Below are 23509 nucleotides of genomic sequence, written 5' to 3'. Positions count from 1 at the left end.
TAGCTCTATTTTGAATCATTCAGCAATCCTGTTAATACTCTTCGATACTCCTGATTCTCAGTAATGTTATTATGTCCTTCTCCGCTTAATGTTATCAACCTGTCCGTATCTTTTAATAATGGTTTCAATTTAAGAGAATTACTATAATCAATTACATTATCCTTATCTCCATGAAAGATTACAATTGGCATCTTACATTTAAGAATGAATTTATAAGTTTCCAGTTTATACCTGATAGTAAAATCCGGAATAATAGGACATATCGATTTTATGACATTTGTCAGACTATAATATGGCGCCTGCAAAATCAGCATTTGGGGGCTATTTTCTGATGCGACTTTTGCAGCCAGACCTGTACCGATAGAATAACCGAGAACAATAATTTTATCTTCTTCGTAGCTTTTTTTCATTTCATTATATACGCATTGCATATCGCTATGCAACTGTTCCTCATTATCGATTTCTCCCCCGCTCTTTCCAAAGCCCCTGTAATCAACAAATAATATATCGTAACCTAAATCTGTATATACCGGAGCTATACGTCCCCACGAGTCCAGTGCCCCTGCATTACCATGCAGATATAAAATCAGTCCTTTACTGTCATTAGCTTTAAACAAAAGGCTGTTGAGTAAAATCCCATCAGTAGTTTTTATATTTATTTCCTCAAAATTCTGTTTAAAATGAAAGGTATAAGTAGTATTCAACTTTTGCGGATGAAATATAAATTCCTGCTGAAAGAAGTAAAAAAAGCCACAGAATATAATATATAATGCAGCTATGATAGTGATAATTCTAATTAAATGCTTTTTCATAGTAAGACCAATATAATGTCAATACCTATCTTTCCACAATTTCTTAAGCCATTCCACAATCTTATTTTCCGAAGCATTTGGTTGCGGAGTCCAAAATCGTTTGCCTTTTATTTCTTGTGGAACATAATCCTGATCGACAAAGTTATTTTCAAAGCTATGGGCATATTTATAATTTTTGCCATAGTCGAGCTCTTTCATCAACTTAGTAGGCGCATTACGCAAATGTAATGGAACAGGAAGATTCCCTGTTTCGTTTACCGTTGCAATAGCTGCATCTATAGACATATATGCCGAATTGCTTTTTGGAGAGGTGGCTAGATAAATAGTTGTTTCAGCCAAAACGATACGCCCTTCGGGCCAACCAATTTTATGCAATGTATCGAAACAGGCATTTGCCAGCAACAATGCATTGGGATTCGCCAGTCCTATATCTTCAGCAGCAGATATAACCAGTCGGCGGGCAATAAATTTAGGGTCTTCTCCCCCTGCTACCATACGCGCCAGCCAATAAATAGCAGCATCGGGATCACTGCCGCGAATCGACTTGATAAAAGCAGAAATTATGTCATAATGCATCTCCCCGCCCTTATCGTAAGCCGCAGGATTCTCCTGTAAGCGGTCTGTCACTACTTTATCTGTTATGACAACTTTGTCACTGACATCCGCCCCGATCACCAGATCGAGTATATTCAACAGTTTACGGGCATCTCCACCGGAGAATCTCAATAAGGCATTTGTTTCCTTTAGTTGTATATTTCTTTCTTTGAGTATAACATCCTGAGTGATTGCGCGATGAGCAAGCTCGATCAGGTCTTCTTTATCCAGTGGCTGTAAAACATATACCTGACACCGCGACAACAACGGACGAATAACTTCGAAAGAAGGATTTTCGGTTGTGGCACCTATCAACGTAATCACACCGGTTTCGACAGCATTCAACAGCGAATCCTGCTGCGACTTAGAAAATCGATGAATTTCATCAATAAACAAAATCGGACTTTTCGTATTGAAAAACTGATTCCTTTTTGCCTGCTCTATCACATCCCGTACATCCTTTACACCCGAATTGATAGCACTCAATGTATAAAAAGGCGTATCCAGCGTATTGGCTATGATCTGCGCCAAAGTGGTCTTACCTACACCCGGAGGTCCCCATAAGAGGAAAGACGGTATTCTCCCCGACTCTATCATTTTGCGAAGAATGGCACCTTCTCCTACAAGATGTTTCTGGCCTATATATTCGTCCAACGTACGTGGACGCAATCGCTCTGCTAGTGGTTGACTCATAAAAAAAATGAAAAATGTAAGTCAAATTTACAAAAAGTTTTTCTCACCCCGAAACGGATAATCCCAAATCGATGTTAATATATTTATCTATAAATCAAATATATAAAACAACATATTGGAATAAAATAAAAAAAGCTTTATTTTGTCGTTTAATTTACAAAGATATCAAAAATACATGTCCAATGATTAGCACGGAAATATTAAACAGCAAACTACAGGAAGCTATAAGAAACAAATTCCCCAAAGAAACCAACATAGCAAAAATAATAGGAGAAATTTTATTTATCGGTAAAGAGGCTGCTTATCGCAGATTGAGAGGCGAAGTCGGTTTTTCGCTTTACGAAGCTACCCTAATCGCTCATAAGTTAAATATCTCATTAGATAAAATTATTAATGTGAAACCTATTGAGAATTCGATTTTTGAACTGAAACCGCAGCAATTCTATAATCTTAGTGAGATTGATTATCAAATGCTGGAAGAATATCTGAATACGCTTAAATTGGCAAAAGAAGATACTAACTCCGAACAGGTCTTTACATCTAATATTTTTCCCCAGTTTCCTTCTCACCGATACTATATGTTGGCCAAATACAGTTCATTCCGATGGATGTATCTAAATGAAACAATGGATCGAGTAAAGAGTTTTAATGAGATGAATTATCCCGAGAGAATGGATAAGCTTTGCAGGGAGATTGTTGATGAATCTACGAATATAAGCAGAACTTCATACATATGGGATAATAATATTTTTCAGAGCATAGTAAAAGAAATCAAATACTTTTCAAATATAGGGCTTATCAATGCTGAAAGCATATTACTGCTAAAGAACGAGTTGTTCGAATTTTTGGATTATATAGAAAAGATCACAACTAAAGGCAAGTTTGATAATGGCAATAAAGTGCAGATATACATTTCAGAAATTCCGTCCGACACCGGATATTCCTATCTGGAAACCAACTTCATCAAATTAAGTATGATCAGCGCCTTTGCCTTAAATTATCTTGTAGCACTTGACGAACGGACACTAATAAGGATGAAGGAAAGGATACAGTCGCTCAAAAGGGTATCAACCCTTATTTCGGAAAGTGGCGAAGAGCAAAGGATCAGATTCCTTAAAGCGCAACGGCAAGCCGTTAATACCTTGAGGTAAAATATATAAATAGTCCCGAACTATAAAAGTCCCATTTTTGTTTTTTTGTGAATACGGGTTCTGTATTCATATAGCGATGTTATTATTTGTTATGACAAATCGTCATATTTTATAATTTCTTTAAAATATGACCAGTTTGGCACAGCATTTGAAATAAAGATCATGTCACTGAAAGGTGGAAAAATATAACTAAACAAAAGAAAACAAATAAATATATTAAACTAAAATGGGAAAAATAATTGGAATTGACTTAGGTACCACAAACTCTTGTGTTGCCGTGTTGGAAGGTAACGAGCCAATCGTTATCGCTAACAATGAAGGAAAAAGAACGACTCCTTCGGTTGTTGCATTTATCGAAGGAAACGAGCGTAAAGTAGGTGATCCTGCAAAACGTCAGGCTATTACAAATCCTGAAAAAACGATATATTCCATAAAAAGGTTTATGGGAGAAACTTGGGATCAGGTACAAACGGAAGTAACACGCGTTCCATACAAAGTTGTAAAAGGAGATAACAATACTCCGCGTGTCGATATAGACGGTCGCCTGTATACTCCACAGGAAATTTCAGCTATGATTCTTCAAAAAATGAAGAAAACAGCAGAAGATTATCTTGGACAGGAAGTAACTGATGCCGTTATCACAGTGCCTGCTTACTTTAGCGATTCTCAGCGTCAGGCTACAAAAGAAGCAGGTGAAATTGCAGGACTTAAAGTACAGCGTATAGTAAACGAGCCGACAGCCGCTGCTCTTGCATACGGATTGGACAAGGCTCACAAAGATATGAAGATCGCTGTATTCGACCTTGGTGGCGGTACATTCGATATTTCAATCCTCGAACTTGGTGACGGTGTTTTCGAAGTAAAATCAACTAATGGTGACACTCACCTCGGAGGTGACGACTTCGACCAGGTAATCATTAACTGGCTGGCAGAAGAATTCATGAAAGACGAAGGTCTGGACCTTCGTAAAGATCCTATGGCTCTTCAACGTCTGAAAGAAGCTGCTGAAAAAGCAAAAATAGAACTTTCTAGTACAACTTCTACAGAGATTAACTTACCATATATAATGCCGGTTAACGGAATACCAAAACACTTGGTAAAAACATTAACCCGTGCTAAATTCGAACAATTGGCAGATACGCTTATCCGTAAATGTATCGATCCATGCCGTCAGGCTTTGAGCGATGCAGGATATTCGGCTTCCGATGTAGATGAAGTAATCCTTGTAGGTGGTTCTACACGTATTCCTGCTGTACAGGCTGAAGTTGAAAAATTCTTCGGTAAAACTCCGTCTAAAGGGGTTAATCCGGATGAAGTAGTTGCTGTAGGCGCAGCCATACAAGGTGGTGTATTGACAGGTGAAGTGAAAGATGTGTTGCTTCTTGACGTTACTCCTCTTTCTCTCGGTATAGAAACTATGGGTGGAGTGATGACAAAACTGATAGAATCAAATACAACCATACCTACAAAGAAGAGTGAAACATTCTCTACCGCTGCCGACAACCAGCCATCTGTACAAATAAATGTACTGCAGGGTGAACGCCCATTGGCGAGAGACAACAAACAAATAGGTGTATTCAATCTGGACGGTATTATGCCTGCACGTCGTGGCGAACCTCAGATAGAAGTAACATTCGATATCGATGCTAACGGTATTCTTAGTGTATCGGCAAAAGATAAGGCTACAGGAAAAGAACAATCGATCCGTATCGAAGCATCATCAGGTCTTAGCGATGCTGAAATCCAGAAAATGAAAGACGAAGCTGCAGCAAATGCCGAATCGGATAAGAAAGAGAAGGAAAAAATTGATAAGCTGAATCAGGCCGACTCTATGATTTTCCAGACTGAAAAGCAATTAACTGAACTTGGAGATAAAGTTCCTGCCGATAAGAAAGCACCTATCGAAGGAGCACTGACTAAATTGAAAGATGCTCACAAGGCTCAGGATCTGGCCGGTATCGATACTGCAATGAATGAATTGAATACATTATTCCAGAATCTAAGTCAGGAAATGTATAATCAACAGCAACAAGCCGGAGCAAATCCGGGACAACAGGCCGGAGGTAATACAGGAAGCCAGCCAAATAATGATGGTGATGTTACTGATGTAGATTTTGAAGAAGTGAAATAATATACGCACTTTATATACTACAAAGAAATGGCCGACAGATTAATCCCGTCGGCCATTTTTTATTTTCGTATTATTGTTTTTCGTATTATTCGAAATTGAATATCAGTGAGATCATCCGCGATTTACCGGATGAAACAGCTTCACGGTATTTGAGCATATCGTTATCAGTGATATCGCTTCTGTCCTTATCTATAAGATCGGCCAGACCGAAAGAAAAACGTAGTTCAGGGCATAATTTAAATAAGGGTAAATAAATATTACAACCTATACCAAATTCCAAACCATAATCCATTTTCTTAAAACGTAAGGCTTCATCTTTTTTGGAACCGATATCCATAGAAGCGTACCCTCCAGCAAGTACGTAAGGACGGTAATTATTAATACGTGGAGCACTGAATTTAAGATGTAAAGGCAAAGTAAGATAGCTGGCCTTCAGCGAAGTCTTATATTCTTCACCTCCTACCTGCTCCCGGAACACAAAGCGTCTTTCACCTAAATGAAGGCTGGGTGCCAGTCTCAGATTAAAATACTCATTGAGATACCTATCCCCTATTATCCCTACATTGAAACCAATCGAATACGACGGTATTTCGGCAAACCATGTCTCGCCGTTTTCTGCCGTATAACCGCTATGCGAAAAAATAAGATCGGGAGCATCTATACCGATCGAAAAACCGAGATGATACATTTTCTGATCGGCAAACGGCTGGTTTAAAGGTTTGCGGGTTTGTGCATGTATCTCATTTACTAATAAGATGCACAATGTACTTAAAATAATTATATATATTTCGGCCTTTAATTTCAGTATCATTTATTATAAACGTTTATTCAGCCTTGTTATTATACCGTTTTGTATTATTAATATTACTTAGAAAGAATAAAAATAAGCTATTTGCCAAATCTATATCCTTATTTGAAAATATTCAGTAAAAATCTATTATTCAAACCATTACATCCAAGTAAGTATTTTATAATAGATAGTAGTAATATTATATATATAATATCTAACAATATCCGTTTTGGCTGACGAAAAAAACTCTTTATATTTGTGTATCAAAGTTAGTAATAATATTAAAATTCGAAAATCATGGCTTACGTAATTAATGAAGATTGTATTGCTTGCGGTACTTGCATCGATGAGTGTCCGGTAAACGCAATTTCAGAAGGCGACATTTATACAATTGATCCTGATACTTGCACCGATTGCGGTACTTGTGCTGATGCATGTCCAACTGAAGCAATCCACCCTGCATAATAGGAAGATATACAGGAATTTAAATACAAAGGAGGCTTTCAGCTTCCTTTTTTATTTACTGGCAATAAAGCAAAAGGATACTCATGAGTATCCTTTTAATTTTATCTTGGTATATATATTTTTATTAATATACATGTCCGTCATCTTTCAGGTCTTTTGCATCGAAAGGTTTCTTTTCTAACGAATTCCATGCGTATATAATGTACGCCAATACAAATGGAATAATTAGAGATACGATACTCATCACCGTCAATGTAAATTCACTAGAAGAAGAATTCTGTATAGTCAACGAACTTTGAAGGTCGGTAGCCGAAGGATAATAAGCCGTATTATTATAACCTGTTATAAGCAGCAGCATGCAAACAGTCAGCACAGTACCTATCCCTGTAAACCATATCCCGCACTTATAATTCTTATCTATCAAAGTCTTACCTATACCAAACAATACAAGAAGTACCCCCACCACAAATACAATACCTACTATCGGCATCTCAACCAGATTGATAAAGTATTTGTAAGGTTGCATGAATACTTCTTTTGTATCCGGATCGACCGCAAAACCTTCTGCGAACAAAGACCAGATAACGAATGCAAGGAAAAATACAACAAACGGAAGCGAGTTATACATTAAAAACTTACGCGAACGATTAACTAATTTCTCATCCTGCAGACGATTGATAAAGAATAGACAAGCCAAAGTACGTGCAAGGAAAAGCACTGTTAATCCAAGCAACCAGCAACGCGGATTGGCCAAGGCCTCAAGCCCGTGCCATTCACTGCCCCAGCGGCTTATTACCGGACTCAGGACGTCCGTCATATTTTCTTTATTTACAGTAAAATCCGATCCTGTAAAGAATGTTGCCAGTGCTGCACCTACTAAGAATGTGCCCAATACACCGTTTATAAACAAGAAAGACTGATAAGTTTTACGTCCAAATACATTGCCGGGTTTAGATTGGTATTCATAAGATACCGCCTGTACCACAAAGCAAAGCAAAATAAGCATCCATACCCAATAAGCTCCGCTGAAACTGGTAGAGTAAAACAATGGGAAAGATGCAAAGAAAGCCCCTCCGAATGTTACCAGCGTGGTAAATGTGTATTCCCATTTACGGCCTAAAGCGTTCACAAGTATCATGCGTTCCCTATCTTCTTTTGACAGAGAAAAGATCATGGATTGTCCGCCCTGAACAAAGAGAAGAAATGCAAATAGTCCTCCGATCAGGCATATAAGGAACCACCAATAATGTTGTAAAAATGAATAATCCATAGTTATATCTTTTTTTAGTTATAAAATATTAGTGAGAGTCCTCCGGACCTTTCTTAATCTGATTGAGCATAATGCGAATCTCTGCAATAAGTAATCCTGTGAAAAGAAGCAGGAACAAGCAGAAAGTAATTATTACAGATTTTGCCGACAGAGCCGATACGGCGGCCTGCAGCGGCAGAACATCCTGTATAGCCCATGGCTGACGCCCGATCTCAGCAACCATCCAACCTGCCTGTCCGGTAATATATGCCAATGGAATTGTCCATATACATGCCCAAAGCAGCCATTTCTTATTACTCATATCCTTATTGCGATAAACAAGGAAAGATATAATAAGGAACAGTAATATAAAATAACCTCCCAGATAAACCATGATATGGAATGGCCAGTACACAAGCGGAATATTAGGAATCAATTGTTCAGGAGAATCCAGATAACCATATCCGAAATATGCATAGTTGGATTTCAGTGATTCTTTATATCCATTTGCTGCGGCTTCATTGCCATCTTTTGTTGCTTTCTTGTAATCGGCTAATGCCTGGATAGCAGCCTTGCCTTTCGCTTGCTTTTCAGCGAAAGAAAGTGCGGTAGAACCGTCCGGTTCCTTATAGCCACCATCTATTATGTCTTTTATTCCGGGAACATATGCGTCCAGTTCACTAAAACTGAGCCATGACAGTCCTTTCGGTATACTTATATTTATCAAATAAGGGTCTACATCGTCTTTATACGATTCTTTTGCCGGATTAGGTATAGCGAAAGCAATGAGTCCTACCCCTTCACCACCTTCATAAAGACCTTCCATTACAGCCAGTTTCATCGGTTGTTTTTCTGCTACCTGCTGAGCTGAACCGTGTCCTGTCCATGCAATAAGAACAGATGCTATCAGCCCGAATGCTGCTGCAACTTTCATACTCTGACGGGCAAATTCCGCTTCTCTTTTCTTCAACATGTACCATGCAGCAACTCCGGCTACAAATACGGCACCTAGTACCCAACCGGATAAGACTGTGTGGAAGAATTTGTTGATAGCTACAGGAGATAATGCTACAGCCCAGAAATCCATCATCTCGTTGCGGGTAGTATCAGGATTAAATTCCATACCTACCGGATATTGCATCCATGCATTTGCTACGAGAATCCACAGCGCAGAGATTGTAGCCCCGGCTATTGTGAGCCATGTAGCAGCCAAGTGGGCTCCCTTACTTACGCGTTTCCAACCGAAAAACATAATGGAAATAAATGTAGCTTCCAGAAAGAATGCTACTGTAGCTTCAATTGCTAACGGCGCTCCGAAAATGTCGCCTACAAACCAACTGTAGTTTGACCAGTTGGTACCGAACTGGAATTCGAGGATAAGTCCGGTGGCCACGCCAATGGCAAAGTTGATACCAAAAATAACCATCCAGAATTTTGCAGTTTTTTTCCATTGCTCGTTACCTGTACGCACATACATTGTTTCCATGATTGCCATTATAATCCCCAACCCGAGGGTCAGAGGAACAAACAACCAGTGATACATTGCAGTCATAGCAAACTGGGCCCTAGACCAGTCTATTAACGATGTACTTAGTAGTTCCATAAATAATAGTTTTATATTAGTAAATATATGAGGATTTCAATTTAATTATTTACTGTTTCGTCAACTGTTGATGTTTTCACAAGTTCTTCACTTACATAGTCCGACTTGCTCTGGCTGTCATCGAACTTCGAATTCAGAAAGTTAGGAAAAAAGAACGGGCGCAAAATCAGGAACATGATAATCAGCTTTATAATCACTATTGTCCATAATGTTTTACCCAGAGTCATACTTTTAAACCCGTCTCTGAACATTGTAAAGAAGTTAAATTTTGGAATAGATTCTTCCATGGTATTTTGAATGCTTAAAATGATATTAATATTCTTTATATTCAAGGCCGAACGTGTGAGCAACCGCTTTGTAAACAATATCTCCCTTTATAATGTTCAAGCCCTTACGTAAATCTTTGTGCTCCCGGCATGCTTCTTCCCAGCCTAAATTGGCTATTTCCAACGCATAAGGTAATGTAGCATTTGTGAGTGCCAAGGTAGAAGTCATAGGTACAGCGCCCGGTATATTCGCTACACAATAATGCACGACATCATCGATAACAAATACAGGATCCTGATGTGTCGTAGGTCGTGACGTCTCGAAACATCCACCCTGATCGATAGCCACATCGACAAGTACGGTACCCGCCTGCATATCCTTCAGCATCTCTCTTGTGATAACCTGTGGAGCCTTATCTCCGGCAATCAATACCGCACCTACTATAAGGTCAGCATCCTTACATAGTTCCATAATAGTATGGGCATCGGAATAACGGGTAGTAACATTCGCAGGCATAATATCGCTCAGGTAGCGCAAACGTGGCAAGCTCTTATCCAGCAGGGTAACTCGTGCACCTATACCTGCAGCTATCTTTGCTGATTGTGTTCCTACTATTCCCCCGCCTATGACAACGACGTGAGCAGGCTTCACTCCCGGCACACCACCTAAAAGAACCCCTTTTCCCAAATGAGGCTTTTCCAAAAAGCGCGCACCTTCCTGAATAGCCATACGTCCGGCAACTTCGCTCATCGGCACAAGTAAAGGCAATGAACGGTCAGGTAGTTCAACCGTTTCGTAAGCTATACAGACAGCCTTGCTTTTAATCATAGCTTCGGTCAATTCGCGACTGGATGCAAAATGAAAATAGGTGAATACAATTTGATTTTCCTTCACCAGATCATATTCTTCTTTTATCGGCTCTTTTACTTTCACTATCATATCCGCTATTGCATACACTTCTTCAATAGTGGATAAAACCGTAGCTCCGGCATTCGTATAGTCCAAATCAGTAAAGCCGCTGCCTACTCCGGCATTGGTCTGAACAAAAACTTCGTGCCCGTCGGCAACAAATTCATATACACCTGCAGGTGTTACTGCAACCCGATTTTCATATGACTTCAACTCTTTAGGAATTCCGATTTTCATACGATGTATTATTTAATAGTTAACAAAATAGTTCTAAGCTTCTCCTATAGGTCCGTTGAGCGGAGGCAAAAATCCGCCTGAATTATCGGCCGAAACAGGTCCGTTCTGGTCTTCAAACCTGTTTATGTTTTCATTCAATGCATACAATAACCGTTTGGCATGCTCGGGTGTAAGTATGATGCGAGACTGTACTTTTGCCTTCGGCAAACCCGGAAGGATACGAACAAAGTCAATTACAAATTCGGACGAAGAATGCGCTATAATAGCAAGGTTCGAATAAGTTCCCTGGGCTATGTCTTCGGGGAGTTCTATCTGAATCTGGTTATCCTGTTCATTTCTGTTTTCCATATTACTTTTCCATTTTTAGTTCAAAACCGCTGATTTCCTTACCCATCCATACAAAGGAAAATAAATATCATATAACATCAAAAGAAAATATGCATATTTAATAACACAAATATACATATTTTAAATCTTCACGATGCTTTGTGTATATTATCTTTATCTATATGCTCATCGATGATTTCTATATTACTTCTTCTTGTCTTCAGACGTCTTTTCCGTCTTAAAACTATTATCTGTGATATAGTGCCTATAATGCCAAGACCTAACATAACAAAACGCATTGTGCCATAATCAAATACCACGAAAGCCGTAAAGCATATCATGCACCACATGATACCGATAGATATCGACAGTCCTTTCCATGTAAACCCGTCATTAACACGATGTAGATATCTACCTGTCAATTTGTTATTCATCAGTTTATGATGCAATCGCGGGGAACTTTTGGCAAACAAGACACCGGTAAGGAGAATAAAAGGAGTGGTAGGCAAGCCGGGAGTGACTATACCCAATACGCCCAGACTTAGAGTAATAAACCCTAACGTAATGTATAGATATCTCATTATTGTGCGTGTATGTTCTTTATTTGTTTACCAATAAAAACAAAGTAAAAGAAAAAGTATGAGATTAAATAATATGCAGGTCAATATTATATGTTAATTATCCATTCATGTGATCAACTCTATCTGCTCATTAACTGCACAGTCTCTCACAATACCGGGTCTATGCTATAATATAGGTTCTGGCTATCAATAAAATAAGTTCGCTGAAAACAATCAAATAACCTTAATTGTTACTAACTCAACGGTGCAAATTTCGGCAATTCGTCAAATTGTGTTATCTTTGTGCCCGAAATACAGAACATGATAATTCTAAGCGTAGGATTATGGTTCTGTTCCCAAAAGTTGGGAGGGCTCTTTATTCTTTTCTGGGAGGAAAGTGTGGATAAAGAGCTTGAGTGGTAACCTAATGATTATTTTATGAAGTATGTGAAGTATTTCTTGGTTATGGGGATAATCTTTATAAGCTTATCATCCAATACATCAAGAACTTCTAGTCTTTCGGAAGGTATTTATCCGGGAAACCTGTTGCCTGATATTAAAAATCTAGAAAATGAGTCAGGAACAAAGATTAGTTTATCTGATCTGAGAGGTCAGAAAGTATTGGTAAATTTCTGGGCGGCATACGACGCCTATTCGCACAAGGACAATGTGTTGCTTTCTCATATTATTGAGAATAAGCAATATCCGGTGCAAATGGTATCAGTATCTTTCGACAAGAGCGAATCGGTCTTTGAGAAGACATTAGCCATGGATAAAATTGATGCTAAGTATCAATTTCTGGCTAAAGGGGATGTTTCTTCCGGCCTTTTCGAACAGTATCAATTGGAAAGAGGGTTTAAAAATTACCTGATTGATGAAAACGGGGTAATTGTAGCAATGAACCTTACACCAAATGACTTGGATCGAATGTTGAATGAGAATTAATTTAACTTACTATTATTAAAGCGTTTCATTTCAAGTAAATGAGACGCTTTATTCTTTTAGTTTATGGCATAGTTATTGTTTATTATTAGTCAGAATAATATGGAGATTATATATGAGTAAAAGTATAATAGCTAAAACAATGGATTGGGCTTACGCCAGAGCCTTAGGTGGTTTTACAGGAGTGGAATCGGCTTATGAGTTAGGTAATAATTATCTGGAGAAAGCCGGAACGCTGGAGCAACAGGTAGATTCCCTTATCAAATGGCAGGTTACCAAAGCAGCTACCAGCGGATTTCTTACAGGCTTAGGCGGTATGATGGTTATGCCATTGACTGTTCCAGCAAACATTGCCAGTGTAATGTATGTACAAATACGCATGATCACAGCTATTGCTTATATGGGTGGCTATGACATCAAGGATGACAAAGTAAAATCTATGGTATATATCTGTATGGCCGGAAACGGTGCTAAAGAACTGCTGAAAGATATCAGCATTAAAGCCAGCGAAAAAATGCTCAATAAACTCGTGGAGAAAGTCAGTGTCAAAATGGCGACCAAAGCAGGCCAGAAAGGTATTACTTCTTTAGGAAAGGCCGTTCCGGTAATTGGCGGAATAGTAGGCGGATCATATGATGCGGTTTCGACAAAGATTGTCGGGAAAATAGCTAAGAATATATTTATAGATACACCTCCTCCTTTCAGCAGTGAAGAAGACTAAAGTGAGTAACGTCCCGACTCAACAAACCTCACCCCTATTTTTTCAGCTTTACTGAATATGTCTTTTGCCCGTTGATTATCGGGATTAATCCATGACATACAATCTGTAAACACGACTATTTTCTGTGCCAGTTCAGGACATTCATCCAGTATATCATTCAGGGAATTGGCTACACAATAATCTGCCGCCTCACCTACAAGCAATACTTCATCGAAAGAATTAAGCTTGAATAAAAGCTTTTTATTAAGATAAGTTTCCGGTTCATTTGCCCATTCTACAACCGCTCTGAAGATACTGTAATGCTCTGTGGATTGGGAATAACCTTTGTAAAACAACTCATAAGATCTGCCGTTATGAATACACCAGTTACTTAGTACATCAGTTATTTGTTTATCGATAGCCCAACCCGTAGTACCCAGTATACAATGCATAGGCCATATAGTGCATACTTCGCCTTTCTTCTCCAATTGTTCGAGGTAAGTAAGAGCATGATCCTTATTATATTGAGGTACCCATTTGCCTCCCCTCACATCATCGGCAGTAATGACAGAGAATAACGGCGGGAAATCTCCGTCTGCATTTCTCCAATATATCTGGTGAGCAATATGAATCGGCTGATGCGAATCCATTGACAAAGCTATGTAATCTATATTCTCTTGATTGTGACGGATAAAATCGGCAATGCGCTTTACATCCTCTTGGGCGTTCTGTACAGACAAAGAGCCTGTAGGTAAAGTGAAATCATTCTGCAAGTCGATACCCAGTATAGCTGTTCTTTTCATATTCGATAATTGTATTTAGAAAGATAAACTTATCATAAATCCGGCCGTCTTACCATAAGCTGTGGTATTAAACCACGGTGTACAAGATAGTGAATTATCCGAACGGCCTGACTTTTTTCTATTCGGATTTCCGGCAAATATACCGATTACTTCGTTCACCGGATCGATAAGATAGGCTACAAAGTTTCCAACAAAGCGGCTGCCAAAGAGCCTGTAATCATTAGATACGATATGGCGTTTCAGCAAATAAAAACCCTCACCCAGAATAGTTCCTGCCACAGGTGTTACAATCAAATCCTGAATAGAAGGTATTTCCATAAAAGCCTCAATTCCATATTCCCATAAAATAGTAGATATACCTGCCGAATAAAGGAAAGAATAAAAGATATTAAAGCCCTGACTTCTGGCTCCCATATAAAATGCTGCTCCCCCATATGGATGAAGCACATAGTTAAATACCAGATTATCTTTATCCCAAACAGGCCCTTTCCTTACATTACGTGCCCACCTGCGAAATGGAGGCACACTGGTAATCGATTTCTTGTTCCAGCTGGTAGCATCTTCCGGCAATAATTGCAATACGCCCAGTGTCAATAGTCCTGCTCCTCCCAACACCCCTGTATTCAGTGCCAACCTTTTATAATTAGGGTAATTGGCTGTCATGGAATAAGGCATATCATAGATGTTTATCTTAGAAGGGACAAGTTTAAAGTTCTCCTTATGTACATTGTCTGCAAAAGCCTTATCAATTTGGAAAGATTTTTCTGTCAGTGGAGAAATAGTCCGTACGGTATCATGCTTTACTTCTCCTATAATTGTATCCGGTTTATTCTGAGCATTAAGAGTAAACACGAATAGAAGTAATAATAAGGAAAAGTAGCCTCTATTATATTGTCGTCTTCCTATGGCATTATTATTATTCATCTTCAGGCAAATTAGAATTTGTAATAACGCTTTATGTTAAAAGTAAAAACTTTTGCTATAATACATTTTTCCACCACCGTTTTTTAGTCCCCACCTTGAAAATTATATCAAATTTTAACAAAAACCACTTACTCTTTAAGATTCTTAAATATGATCACATGCCTACAAATAAAAAGCAATCCATGAGGATTGCTTTTTAATAATATAATGAACACTACTTTATTAATAACGAGCTTCTACTGCGCTCCAATCGATAATCTTCCATAATTCGGTGAGGTGATCTGCACGGCGATTCTGATAGTCGAGATAGTATGCATGTTCCCATACATCGAATCCCAATAGCGGTGTCATACCCTTAGTTATCGGGTTGCCTGCATTCGATTCTTTTGTAATCTCCAGATTACCGTCTTTATCTTTTGCAAGCCATACCCAGCCCGAACCGAACACTGCAGCCCCTTCTTTATTAAATTCCTTTTTGAAATCTTCGAAAGAACCCCATTTCTTATTTATAGCCTCAGCCAATCTTCCTTTAGGCTCTCCGCCTCCGTTAGGGCTGAAAGTAAGGAAATATATATTGTGATTTAATGTCTGTCCTGCATTATTGAAAATGGCTCCGTCGCTTTCTTTTACGATTGTTTCCAGATCGGCATTTTCAAATTTTGTTCCCTGAATAAGATTGTTCAGGTTGGTAATATATGTTTGAAGATGTTTACCGTAATGTAATTCTACGGTTTGTTTTCCTATAACCGGTTCTAAAGCGTCTGTTGCATAAGGCAATGTTGGTAATTCAAATTTCATAGTTCTTGTTTTTTGATTATTATTGTTATTGTTTATATTTTGAGCTTTTACTGCACCCGTAAAAAGTACAGAAAGCGTTAGACTCATTAAAAGGATTTTCTTCATAATTCAATGGGTTTTCAGTGTACGTATATGATTAACAATCCGAATGTAAAATTTGTTTATTTAATATATCTATAATTATCATAAATTGTTTTTAACATTTCATTGTCTTTATCTATAATCTTCCTATACCTTACAATAGTTCAGAGCTTTTAACTTATAGATAAAGTTTTAGAAAAAACATATCAGAATTAATATGTATTTTTGTTACCGAAACATTATAAAGTTATGATCTTTGTAGAATCGTCATCCATACTATCGGAAATAATACAAGAAAATCACCAGCTGATCCCTGTCATCAACCGTTTTGGAATCAAACTCGGTCTGGGAGATAAAACGATCGGCGATATATGCTCTAAGGCAAATATCAATACCGAGTTTTTTCTTGCTATACTAAACACTTTCCTCAACGAGGACTACTTTCCGGAACGTAAGCTTCAAAAGTTTGACATCGAGCCGGTGGTTTCCTATATCAAGCAAACCGATGCCTATCTGGTGCACGGACAGTTGCATAATCTGGAAAAACATCTGAACGCTTTCATTTCGATGAGCGATCCCAATAATCCGCAGTTAAAGCTGATAAGCAGGTTATTTACCGAATTCAAAGACGAACTTACAGGTCAAATCGAACAGGGCTTAGTAAAAGGTGATACTCCGCTTGCACTACTCACCGACCTGAAAAGCATAATAATCAAGCATATATCAGGAAACTTCAACGAAAATATGTGTTATGCAGTGATCTTTACTATCGACAGCTTCCAGCGCGATCTGGAAAAGCACAACCGCATCAGGGAAAAGATACTCAAGCCGATGATTGACGACCTTTCCGAATCGGGAATGGAAGACCTGCAAGAATTAATAGCAGCCAGCCATGCCGTAAAAGCATCGAAAACACAACCCCTATCGCAACGCGAACTCGATGTACTTCGCCTTATAGCGCTTGGCTTTCTCAACAAGGAAGTGGCCGACAAGCTGAATATAAGCCTCAATACAGTGTTATCACATCGCAAGAATATAACGGCCAAACTCGGCATCAAAACAGTTTCCGGACTGATATTTTACTGTATAACAAACGGTTACATCACAGCGGACGAAATAGAACTTTAACAACTATGGAAAAAGTAAACAGATACATTTCTTTCGAACTACTATTTGCTATCTTATTTATTGTAGCATTCTCCCTGCCGTGGCTCGATATGGGGCTGGTAAAGATTGTAGGCTGGGATATACCCGACATTCAAAAAAAGGTAACAAAAGTAACAAATTTCTTCTCCCGTAATAAAGAATCGGTTTATACTACCTATGTTGTATATATGATTCCGGTGCTGAGTATTATGAGCGCCTTGTTCTGGATTGCACTGAAAAAGAAAACATCCCGTATATTTTTGCTTATGGACGGCATATTAGCCTTTATCGTATCACTTAATTTATTTTACAAAATTCCGAAATACGGAAGCGGAATATACCTGTTATGCGCTACATCGATTCTTACGATTATCTACCTTATCATAGTTTCACGTCGCAAAACAGAGATTATAGATGAGCCTGTAATCGAAACTCCGCCCGACGGTATAGATGAAGAGTTAGAATAAAACAACAAACTCCAACTCATAATTTATAACTTATCACTCATAATTAAATTTACGTTTATTAACTATATTAAGTTAAAAGGTAACAGAAGTAACGGATTAATTTACTTTTTCATTTGATAAAACCCAGAAGTAATACAATAACTATACGCTTATAGTTTATATATAGATAAAGAAAGTCCGGTTTCCCAATGAAACCGGACTTTAATATTTTGGTGTAAACCAATTTTTTATTTCGTAATACGTTCAAGCCATTTGATCATGAATAACATTGTAAACATGGAAACACAGCAGGCAGCCACAAATACACACCATGTAGCCCAGATCGGGATATTTTCGTACAATATGGCTCCGATAAACAATAATTGATTACCTATAGCTGTAGCTCCTAACCAGCATCCCTGCATGATACCCTGATACTGTGGAGGTGCTACTTTCGAAACAAAAGATATACCTAACGGACTGATAAATAATTCGGCTATAGTTAGTATCAGATACGTTCCTATAAGTAAGAACGGCGTTACACGCACAGTATCTGCCAAACCTCCCATTGATTTTACTTCAGCCGCAGATGGTAAGCCTAAAGAGCCTAAAGACATCACAACATATGCGAATGCAGCAATACCCATACCTATTGCTATTTTCTTAGGTGCCGACGGCTCTTTGCCTTTAGCGCGCAACCAACCGAATACCGCTAATACTACCGGAGTCAGCAAGACAACAAATAACGGGTTAAAGGATTGGAATAATTCTGCTGAAAATTCCCACGAACCAATTTTCAATAATGTGTAGTCATTCGCAAAGAATGTAAGAGTCAAGCCATTCTGATGGAAAGAGAACCAAAAGAATATAACAACTGCAAATACAGCAAACAAAGCATATAAACGTTGTTTTACTTCATTTGCATCCATTACTTTTTCTTCTACGATAGGAGCTGTTACATCTGATTTTTTCACTACCTTTTTAAGAGCAGGATCCGGCAATTGCTTCTTATTGGTAGTATAAATAATAAACGAAATTATCATCGCAACAATAGCTACAGCAAAGGCATAATGAAATCCGGTATTAAACACATTCAGGTACTCATTAGCAAACAATGTTAAATCTGTCGGAGCACCGTTCAGACTAACTTCCGGAGCCAGTTTTGTATATCGTTCGGCTGCCTCACCTGTCAGTGTTCCCCCCAGATATTGATGGCAAAGTGCCGGAAGGTCGGGATTATAAATGAATCCGTTTATTTTCAACCACCAGTTTCTCACGGCAACTGCAATCATCGGAGCAAAAATCGCACCTACATTTATAAACATATAGAACAAAGAAAAACCGGAATCACGCATTTTTCCGTATTCTTCATTGTCATACATCTGCCCGACTAAAGCCTGCAAGTTCCCTTTAAATAAACCATTCCCAAAAGCAATAACAAATAATCCGAAACAAGTAAGAATTATAAATGGCCAAAAACTGGAAACCGGTGTAGGCGTGGGTATGGCAATAATAAGATAGCCTATAGCCATTAACACTATACCAACCTGAATGGTTGATTTATACTTTTTTGTTTTATCTGCAATATAACCTCCGGCAAGTGCAAAAGCATAAATACAGAAATAAAACACAGCATATATTACTCCCGCATTCGATTTTTCCAGCCCAAATTTGGACATTAAGAAAAGTGAAAGAATAGCCATCATTATATAGAAGCCGAAACGTTCTCCCATATTAGATAATGAGGCTGCTAACAGACCTTTAGGATGATTTTTAAACATAAAATTATATTTAAGATTAGTATTATAAGTTATTTCATCTGTTTATTAGCACCAAGCTGTACAAAAGTAAGAAAACATGGCGAATAATCACTTTATCGGAGTATATTAAAGAACATAAAATAATTAGACAGTTAGAAAATATTTATTTTTCAATTTAAAGATAATTATGCTAGAAAAGCAGAGCCTATGCTATACAATCTTATCACATATATTAATCCTAAAAGGACATGTACGGAATATAAACCCGTCAGAATTTTATTTTTTAAAGAAAAGCCTTGGTCCTTTATATCTTTCAATAAGAAAAACAATGCATAGAAATAAAATATCCAGACACATATTATTATTTGCCAATAAAAATTTCCATGTGTTGCCCTTAAGCCTGATTCTGCTAAAATAAAATAGATTAAAAATGATACAATTAGCATCGCTAAAATATACCAGGTTAAAATATCCTTTTTTCGTTTCTTATAATTCATGATATAATAAACAAGTGGAAATAACAATGAAAAAATGATAGCAAACGGTAACATACTCAAAGGAGAAAAGTTTTCATAACAGAAAAAAATATTAATTACCACGGACGATGCTTGTGTTTCATCTTTTCCTATTAAATAAATCGAGAAGTATTCTAAAGCCAAACATAAGCCTCCGATAAACAAAATCAACAATGATATCCAGAAAGGCTTGGATAGTTTATGACGTATAAACATAAAAAGAGGATAAACACATATAAAAACAAAAAAGAAGCTAGGCTTTATAAAGATATTCACTATCATAAGTATCAATATGATAATGTTCCTTTTCGAGTCGTATTCCACGATTTGTTTGTAACTCTGATAAAAAAGAAGAATAGCAAATGGAAACAGAAATATAGTAGTAGAATTATGCCATGTATTAGGCACAAAATTCCCTAAATAAAATCTGTCGAATAATAAATAACTCGGTATGGGTATTACATATACAAATATTAAAGAAAATGCAATCAGCACCGACATCCAATATCTTTTACTTATATCATACGAAAACAATCCTATTTCGTTAATCTTGTTTTTGGCCCATACAAATTTAATTGTGGTGGCAATTGCAATTAAAAAACATAAGCTTATTTTATGATAAAGCAAACTTTTACTAAAACCGGCAAATACAGGAACTAGCATATAAAGAAGAAAATTACCAAACATCGGTCTTTCTCCTTTCATTATTTCTAAAGAAAATCTGGCATGATAACTCAAATCTTCATTATACATATATTTTATTACCAATATGTATATAATAAAAAAAAGAACAAAACTAAAGATAATTACTCCACTTTTAATTAACTTGTTGAAATACTTCATTTCATGAAAATAAGACAGTTTTATTTTTATATACCAGTACCCTACGGTCGAGATGATATTCTATGGCATGCGATAATACAATCTTTTCCAAATCCTGTCCTTTACGCACAAGATTCTCCACACTGTCGCGATGGGTTATGCGGGTTATGTCCTGCTCTATTATCGGGCCGGCATCCAGTTCGGTAGTCACATAGTGGCTAGTGGCTCCGATGATCTTTACTCCCCTTTCATAAGCGGCATGGTAAGGCCGTGCACCTACAAAGGCAGGCAGGAAAGAATGATGAATATTTATTATCTTATTCGGATATTCTTCGATGAACTTATCAGTAAGTATTTGCATATAGCGGGCAAGAACAATAAAGTCGATACTTTTTTCTTTCAGTAATTCCAGTTGTCTGGCTTCTATCTCTTCTTTATTGTCTTTGTTCAGCTTCAGTACATGGTATTCTATGCCAAACTTATCCGCTACGCGACGCATATCTTCGTGGTTACTGATAATAAGAGGTATCTCCACTTTCCACTCACCTGCCGTATAACGCGCCAGAATATCGAACAAACAATGCGACATCTTGGAAACAAAAACGGCCATACGTGGTGTATAGTCGTTAAAGTAAAGACGAAATGTCATGTCATATTTATTGGCGTACATCGTCTGGAAAAAATCGCTTATCTTCTCGCGGGGAATGATAAAGTTAGTCAGATCCCACTCGATGCGCATGAAGAATACATTCTCCTGCTTATCTACGTGCTGTTCCAGATTGATAATATTACCGCCATTAACATTGATAAAGTCCGTAACGGCCGCTACCAGACCCGGCTGATCGGGTGAGGATATAAGTATGATCGCGTGGTCGTTTTTCATTGTAAATCAGTCTTCTTCTATGACAAGATTATCTATAATAAATTCCTGTCTCTCCGGTGTATTTTTACCCATATAGAAATTGAGCATATTTCCTACAAGGTCTTCCTTTTTCATCGATACTTTGTCGAGACGCATATCTTTACCTATAAAATGTACGAATTCATCTGGTGAAATTTCACCCAGACCTTTGAATCGGGTTATCTCCGGATTTGCGCCTAATTTTTTTATTGCAGCAATGCGCTCTTCTTCCGTATAGCAATAAAATGTTTCCTTCTTGTTACGAACCCGGAAAAGCGGTGTCTGCAGGATATATACATGATTCTTCTTTATAAGATCGGGAAAGAACTGCAGGAAGAATGTCAGTATCAACAAACGTATATGCATCCCGTCCGTATCGGCATCGGTAGCTATTATGATTTTGTTGTAGCGTAATCCGTCTATTCCGTCTTCAATATTTAAAGCCGCCTGTAGGAGGTTGAACTCTTCATTTTCATACACAATCTTTTTGGTAAGGCCGAAACTGTTCAGAGGCTTACCTCGCAGACTGAACACTGCCTGCAAATTAGGGTTACGGCTCTTGGTTATAGAGCCACTGGCCGAATCTCCCTCGGTGATAAAAATACTGGTTTCATCGAGATTGTCGCCTTTATTATCATTATAGTGGATGCGGCAGTCACGTAGTTTCTTATTATGTAGATTCGCCTTTTTGGCACGTTCGCGGGCTAGTTTGGTAACTCCCGCTATCGCTTTACGTTCCTTTTCCGACTCCAGTATCTTCTTTAAGAGGGCTTCGGATGTTTCCGTATTTTTATGTAGGAAGTTATCGAGTTCTTTTTTGAGGAAATCACCGATAAACTTCTGTACCGACGGCCCTCCCGGCCCCATATCTTTTGACCCTAGTTTGGTCTTTGTCTGTGATTCGAAGACAGGTTCTTCAACTTTCACGCTGATAGCAGCGACAATTCCACTGCGGATATCGGCATAGTCGAAATTCTTATTATAGTATTCCTTTATCACACGGGAAAGCGATTCCCGAAATGCGGATTGATGCGTGCCGCCTTGTGTTGTATGCTGGCCGTTTACAAAAGAGTAATATTCCTCTCCATACTGATCGGTATGCGTAATCACCACCTCGATATCCGTATCTTTAAGATGTATAATGGGATAAAGAGGATCAGAAGTCATATTTTCATTCAGCAGGTCGACAAGTCCGTTTTTGGAAAAGAACTTTTTACCGTTATAGATTATTGTAAGCCCTGTATTCAGGAATACATAATTCTTCAACAGGCTTTCGACATAATCGTCCCTGAAATTGTAATTCGTAAAGATAGTATTGTCAGGAATAAACTCGATGAGGGTTCCGTTGTCTTCTGTTGTAGATTCTATCGCGTTTTCTTTTGTTACCAGTGCTTTGCTGTATTCAACCGATGTAGTTTGCCCGTCACGGAAACTTTGCATCATAAACATGGACGAAAGAGCATTTACCGCCTTGATCCCTACCCCATTCAATCCTACTGATTTTTTGAATGCTTTGGAATCGTATTTAGCGCCCGTATTCATTTTAGATGAAACATCTTTTACCTTTCCGAGAGGTACACCACGTCCATGATCTCGCACCCTGACAGCACCCTCTTCGATAGTTACTTCGATAGTCTTTCCAAATCCCATCATGTATTCATCGATAGAGTTATCAAGCACCTCTTTGAGCAGCACATAGATACCGTCATCAGCAGACGAGCCGTCGCCCAGCTTACCGATATACATCCCTGGACGGCGACGGATATGCTCCTGCCAGTCGAGGGTTTTTATATCATCATCGGAATAATTAATTTCGGGTAGTTCGATTTTCTCTTCTTCCATACAAAATTTTATAAAACACTAATAATGAAAAACGCAGTGTA

Annotated in this window: 23 protein-coding genes; 7 read left to right on the top strand and 16 right to left on the bottom strand. The window is 38.1% G+C overall.

What is annotated here, in order from left to right:
• Nucleotides 1-5 precede the first annotated feature (5 nt).
• On the bottom strand, nt 6-812 hold the full coding sequence (locus K348_RS0108505; RefSeq protein ID WP_029904544.1) for an alpha/beta hydrolase: 807 nt from the start codon (nt 810-812) through the stop codon (nt 6-8).
• An 18-nt stretch (nt 813-830) separates the two neighbouring features.
• Nucleotides 831-2099 (bottom strand): replication-associated recombination protein A, encoded by a 1269-nt coding sequence (locus K348_RS0108500; RefSeq protein WP_029904543.1) that lies wholly within the window; start codon nt 2097-2099, stop codon nt 831-833.
• Nucleotides 2100-2281: 182 nt separating this feature from the next.
• On the opposite strand from K348_RS0108500, the gene K348_RS0108495 reads away from it, so the two are divergent.
• Together K348_RS0108495 and dnaK are read left to right on the top strand one after the other, a co-directional pair.
• Entirely contained in the window at nt 2282-3250 is a 969-nt protein-coding gene (locus K348_RS0108495; protein ID WP_029904542.1) for a hypothetical protein, read from the top strand.
• Between the two features lie 226 nt (nt 3251-3476).
• The gene (gene dnaK / locus K348_RS0108490) at nt 3477-5381 is read left to right on the top strand and encodes a molecular chaperone DnaK (RefSeq protein ID WP_029904541.1); all 1905 of its coding nucleotides are present in this window, start codon (nt 3477-3479) and stop codon (nt 5379-5381) included.
• 85 nt (nt 5382-5466) lie between these two features.
• Here dnaK and K348_RS0108485 read toward each other — a convergent pair whose 3' ends face one another.
• Nucleotides 5467-6192, bottom strand: coding sequence for a porin family protein (locus tag K348_RS0108485; protein ID WP_029904540.1), 726 nt, complete (start codon nt 6190-6192; stop codon nt 5467-5469).
• A 276-nt stretch (nt 6193-6468) separates the two neighbouring features.
• Between K348_RS0108485 and K348_RS19010 the strand changes: the two genes are divergently transcribed.
• The gene (locus K348_RS19010) at nt 6469-6636 is read left to right on the top strand and encodes a DUF362 domain-containing protein (RefSeq protein WP_081852542.1); all 168 of its coding nucleotides are present in this window, start codon (nt 6469-6471) and stop codon (nt 6634-6636) included.
• A gap of 124 nt (nt 6637-6760) precedes the next feature.
• Here K348_RS19010 and cydB read toward each other — a convergent pair whose 3' ends face one another.
• The 6 genes from cydB to K348_RS0108455 form a co-directional block, all read right to left on the bottom strand.
• Nucleotides 6761-7906 (bottom strand): cytochrome d ubiquinol oxidase subunit II, encoded by a 1146-nt coding sequence (cydB, locus tag K348_RS0108480; RefSeq protein ID WP_029904539.1) that lies wholly within the window; start codon nt 7904-7906, stop codon nt 6761-6763.
• A gap of 28 nt (nt 7907-7934) precedes the next feature.
• Nucleotides 7935-9488, bottom strand: coding sequence for a cytochrome ubiquinol oxidase subunit I (locus tag K348_RS0108475; RefSeq protein WP_029904538.1), 1554 nt, complete (start codon nt 9486-9488; stop codon nt 7935-7937).
• Nucleotides 9489-9529: 41 nt separating this feature from the next.
• Nucleotides 9530-9775 carry a DUF4492 domain-containing protein gene (locus tag K348_RS0108470; RefSeq protein WP_029904537.1) on the bottom strand — a complete coding sequence of 82 codons (246 nt, stop codon included), beginning with the start codon at nt 9773-9775 and terminating at the stop codon, nt 9530-9532.
• Between the two features lie 25 nt (nt 9776-9800).
• The gene (gene ald / locus K348_RS0108465) at nt 9801-10901 is read right to left on the bottom strand and encodes an alanine dehydrogenase (protein WP_029904536.1); all 1101 of its coding nucleotides are present in this window, start codon (nt 10899-10901) and stop codon (nt 9801-9803) included.
• Between the two features lie 33 nt (nt 10902-10934).
• Nucleotides 10935-11249: a DUF3467 domain-containing protein gene (locus tag K348_RS0108460; RefSeq protein WP_029904535.1), complete on the bottom strand. Its 315-nt coding sequence runs from the start codon at nt 11247-11249 to the stop codon at nt 10935-10937.
• 128 nt (nt 11250-11377) lie between these two features.
• Nucleotides 11378-11809, bottom strand: a complete 432-nt coding sequence (locus K348_RS0108455; RefSeq protein ID WP_197027639.1) for a YbaN family protein — start codon at nt 11807-11809, stop codon at nt 11378-11380.
• A gap of 417 nt (nt 11810-12226) precedes the next feature.
• Here K348_RS0108455 and K348_RS0108450 point away from each other — a divergent pair, with 417 nt between their 5' ends.
• Together K348_RS0108450 and K348_RS0108445 are read left to right on the top strand one after the other, a co-directional pair.
• Complete coding sequence (locus K348_RS0108450) at nt 12227-12733, top strand: peroxiredoxin (RefSeq protein WP_029904533.1); 507 nt, start codon at nt 12227-12229, stop codon at nt 12731-12733.
• A gap of 112 nt (nt 12734-12845) precedes the next feature.
• Nucleotides 12846-13451: an EcsC family protein gene (locus K348_RS0108445; RefSeq protein ID WP_029904532.1), complete on the top strand. Its 606-nt coding sequence runs from the start codon at nt 12846-12848 to the stop codon at nt 13449-13451.
• Here the strand turns inward: K348_RS0108445 and K348_RS0108440 are convergent.
• The 3 genes from K348_RS0108440 to K348_RS0108430 all read right to left on the bottom strand — a co-directional run bounded on the left by K348_RS0108440 (nt 13448) and on the right by K348_RS0108430 (nt 15955).
• Complete coding sequence (locus K348_RS0108440) at nt 13448-14233, bottom strand: isochorismatase family protein (RefSeq protein ID WP_029904531.1); 786 nt, start codon at nt 14231-14233, stop codon at nt 13448-13450. The two genes, K348_RS0108445 and K348_RS0108440, sit on opposite strands and share 4 nt — an antisense overlap.
• Nucleotides 14234-14248: 15 nt before the next feature.
• Nucleotides 14249-15157, bottom strand: coding sequence for a DUF3943 domain-containing protein (locus tag K348_RS0108435; RefSeq protein ID WP_051697716.1), 909 nt, complete (start codon nt 15155-15157; stop codon nt 14249-14251).
• A 222-nt stretch (nt 15158-15379) separates the two neighbouring features.
• Entirely contained in the window at nt 15380-15955 is a 576-nt protein-coding gene (locus K348_RS0108430) for a superoxide dismutase (protein ID WP_197027638.1), read from the bottom strand.
• 330 nt (nt 15956-16285) lie between these two features.
• On the opposite strand from K348_RS0108430, the gene K348_RS0108425 reads away from it, so the two are divergent.
• Nucleotides 16286-17164 (top strand): helix-turn-helix transcriptional regulator, encoded by an 879-nt coding sequence (locus K348_RS0108425; RefSeq protein WP_029904528.1) that lies wholly within the window; start codon nt 16286-16288, stop codon nt 17162-17164.
• Nucleotides 17165-17169: 5 nt separating this feature from the next.
• Nucleotides 17170-17649 (top strand): hypothetical protein, encoded by a 480-nt coding sequence (locus tag K348_RS0108420; protein WP_029904527.1) that lies wholly within the window; start codon nt 17170-17172, stop codon nt 17647-17649.
• Nucleotides 17650-17876: 227 nt separating this feature from the next.
• On the opposite strand, the gene K348_RS0108415 is transcribed toward K348_RS0108420, so the two are convergent.
• The 4 genes from K348_RS0108415 to K348_RS0108400 form a co-directional block, all read right to left on the bottom strand.
• Nucleotides 17877-19409 (bottom strand): peptide MFS transporter, encoded by a 1533-nt coding sequence (locus K348_RS0108415; protein WP_029904526.1) that lies wholly within the window; start codon nt 19407-19409, stop codon nt 17877-17879.
• Between the two features lie 164 nt (nt 19410-19573).
• Nucleotides 19574-20656 carry a hypothetical protein gene (locus K348_RS0108410; RefSeq protein ID WP_156032833.1) on the bottom strand — a complete coding sequence of 361 codons (1083 nt, stop codon included), beginning with the start codon at nt 20654-20656 and terminating at the stop codon, nt 19574-19576.
• A 91-nt stretch (nt 20657-20747) separates the two neighbouring features.
• Nucleotides 20748-21608: a formyltetrahydrofolate deformylase gene (gene purU / locus K348_RS0108405; RefSeq protein WP_029904524.1), complete on the bottom strand. Its 861-nt coding sequence runs from the start codon at nt 21606-21608 to the stop codon at nt 20748-20750.
• A gap of 6 nt (nt 21609-21614) precedes the next feature.
• Nucleotides 21615-23468, bottom strand: coding sequence for a DNA topoisomerase IV subunit B (locus K348_RS0108400; protein WP_029904523.1), 1854 nt, complete (start codon nt 23466-23468; stop codon nt 21615-21617).
• Nucleotides 23469-23509: the final 41 nt, after the last annotated feature.

The sequence above is a fragment of the Prevotella sp. 10(H) genome (genome assembly GCF_000711235.1).
Classification (GTDB): domain Bacteria; phylum Bacteroidota; class Bacteroidia; order Bacteroidales; family Dysgonomonadaceae; genus Dysgonomonas.
Note: the sequence above shows the minus strand (reverse complement) of the source record. Positions and strands in the feature narration are given on the sequence as shown.

Bases quoted from the DNA above. Each gene is read 5' to 3' on its own strand.
- K348_RS0108505 (WP_029904544.1), bottom strand. From the start codon at position 812: ATGAAAAAGCATTTAATTAGAATTATCACTATCATAGCTGCATTATAT.
- K348_RS0108500 (WP_029904543.1), bottom strand. From the start codon at position 2,099: ATGAGTCAACCACTAGCAGAGCGATTGCGTCCACGTACGTTGGACGAA.
- K348_RS0108495 (WP_029904542.1), top strand. From the start codon at position 2,282: ATGATTAGCACGGAAATATTAAACAGCAAACTACAGGAAGCTATAAGA.
- dnaK (WP_029904541.1), top strand. From the start codon at position 3,477: ATGGGAAAAATAATTGGAATTGACTTAGGTACCACAAACTCTTGTGTT.
- K348_RS0108485 (WP_029904540.1), bottom strand. From the start codon at position 6,192: ATGATACTGAAATTAAAGGCCGAAATATATATAATTATTTTAAGTACA.
- K348_RS19010 (WP_081852542.1), top strand. From the start codon at position 6,469: ATGGCTTACGTAATTAATGAAGATTGTATTGCTTGCGGTACTTGCATC.
- cydB (WP_029904539.1), bottom strand. From the start codon at position 7,906: ATGGATTATTCATTTTTACAACATTATTGGTGGTTCCTTATATGCCTG.
- K348_RS0108475 (WP_029904538.1), bottom strand. From the start codon at position 9,488: ATGGAACTACTAAGTACATCGTTAATAGACTGGTCTAGGGCCCAGTTT.
- K348_RS0108470 (WP_029904537.1), bottom strand. From the start codon at position 9,775: ATGGAAGAATCTATTCCAAAATTTAACTTCTTTACAATGTTCAGAGAC.
- ald (WP_029904536.1), bottom strand. From the start codon at position 10,901: ATGAAAATCGGAATTCCTAAAGAGTTGAAGTCATATGAAAATCGGGTT.
- K348_RS0108460 (WP_029904535.1), bottom strand. From the start codon at position 11,249: ATGGAAAACAGAAATGAACAGGATAACCAGATTCAGATAGAACTCCCC.
- K348_RS0108455 (WP_197027639.1), bottom strand. From the start codon at position 11,809: ATGAGATATCTATACATTACGTTAGGGTTTATTACTCTAAGTCTGGGC.
- K348_RS0108450 (WP_029904533.1), top strand. From the start codon at position 12,227: ATGAAGTATGTGAAGTATTTCTTGGTTATGGGGATAATCTTTATAAGC.
- K348_RS0108445 (WP_029904532.1), top strand. From the start codon at position 12,846: ATGAGTAAAAGTATAATAGCTAAAACAATGGATTGGGCTTACGCCAGA.
- K348_RS0108440 (WP_029904531.1), bottom strand. From the start codon at position 14,233: ATGAAAAGAACAGCTATACTGGGTATCGACTTGCAGAATGATTTCACT.
- K348_RS0108435 (WP_051697716.1), bottom strand. From the start codon at position 15,157: ATGAATAATAATAATGCCATAGGAAGACGACAATATAATAGAGGCTAC.
- K348_RS0108430 (WP_197027638.1), bottom strand. From the start codon at position 15,955: ATGAAATTTGAATTACCAACATTGCCTTATGCAACAGACGCTTTAGAA.
- K348_RS0108425 (WP_029904528.1), top strand. From the start codon at position 16,286: ATGATCTTTGTAGAATCGTCATCCATACTATCGGAAATAATACAAGAA.
- K348_RS0108420 (WP_029904527.1), top strand. From the start codon at position 17,170: ATGGAAAAAGTAAACAGATACATTTCTTTCGAACTACTATTTGCTATC.
- K348_RS0108415 (WP_029904526.1), bottom strand. From the start codon at position 19,409: ATGTTTAAAAATCATCCTAAAGGTCTGTTAGCAGCCTCATTATCTAAT.
- K348_RS0108410 (WP_156032833.1), bottom strand. From the start codon at position 20,656: ATGTATAATGAAGATTTGAGTTATCATGCCAGATTTTCTTTAGAAATA.
- purU (WP_029904524.1), bottom strand. From the start codon at position 21,608: ATGAAAAACGACCACGCGATCATACTTATATCCTCACCCGATCAGCCG.
- K348_RS0108400 (WP_029904523.1), bottom strand. From the start codon at position 23,468: ATGGAAGAAGAGAAAATCGAACTACCCGAAATTAATTATTCCGATGAT.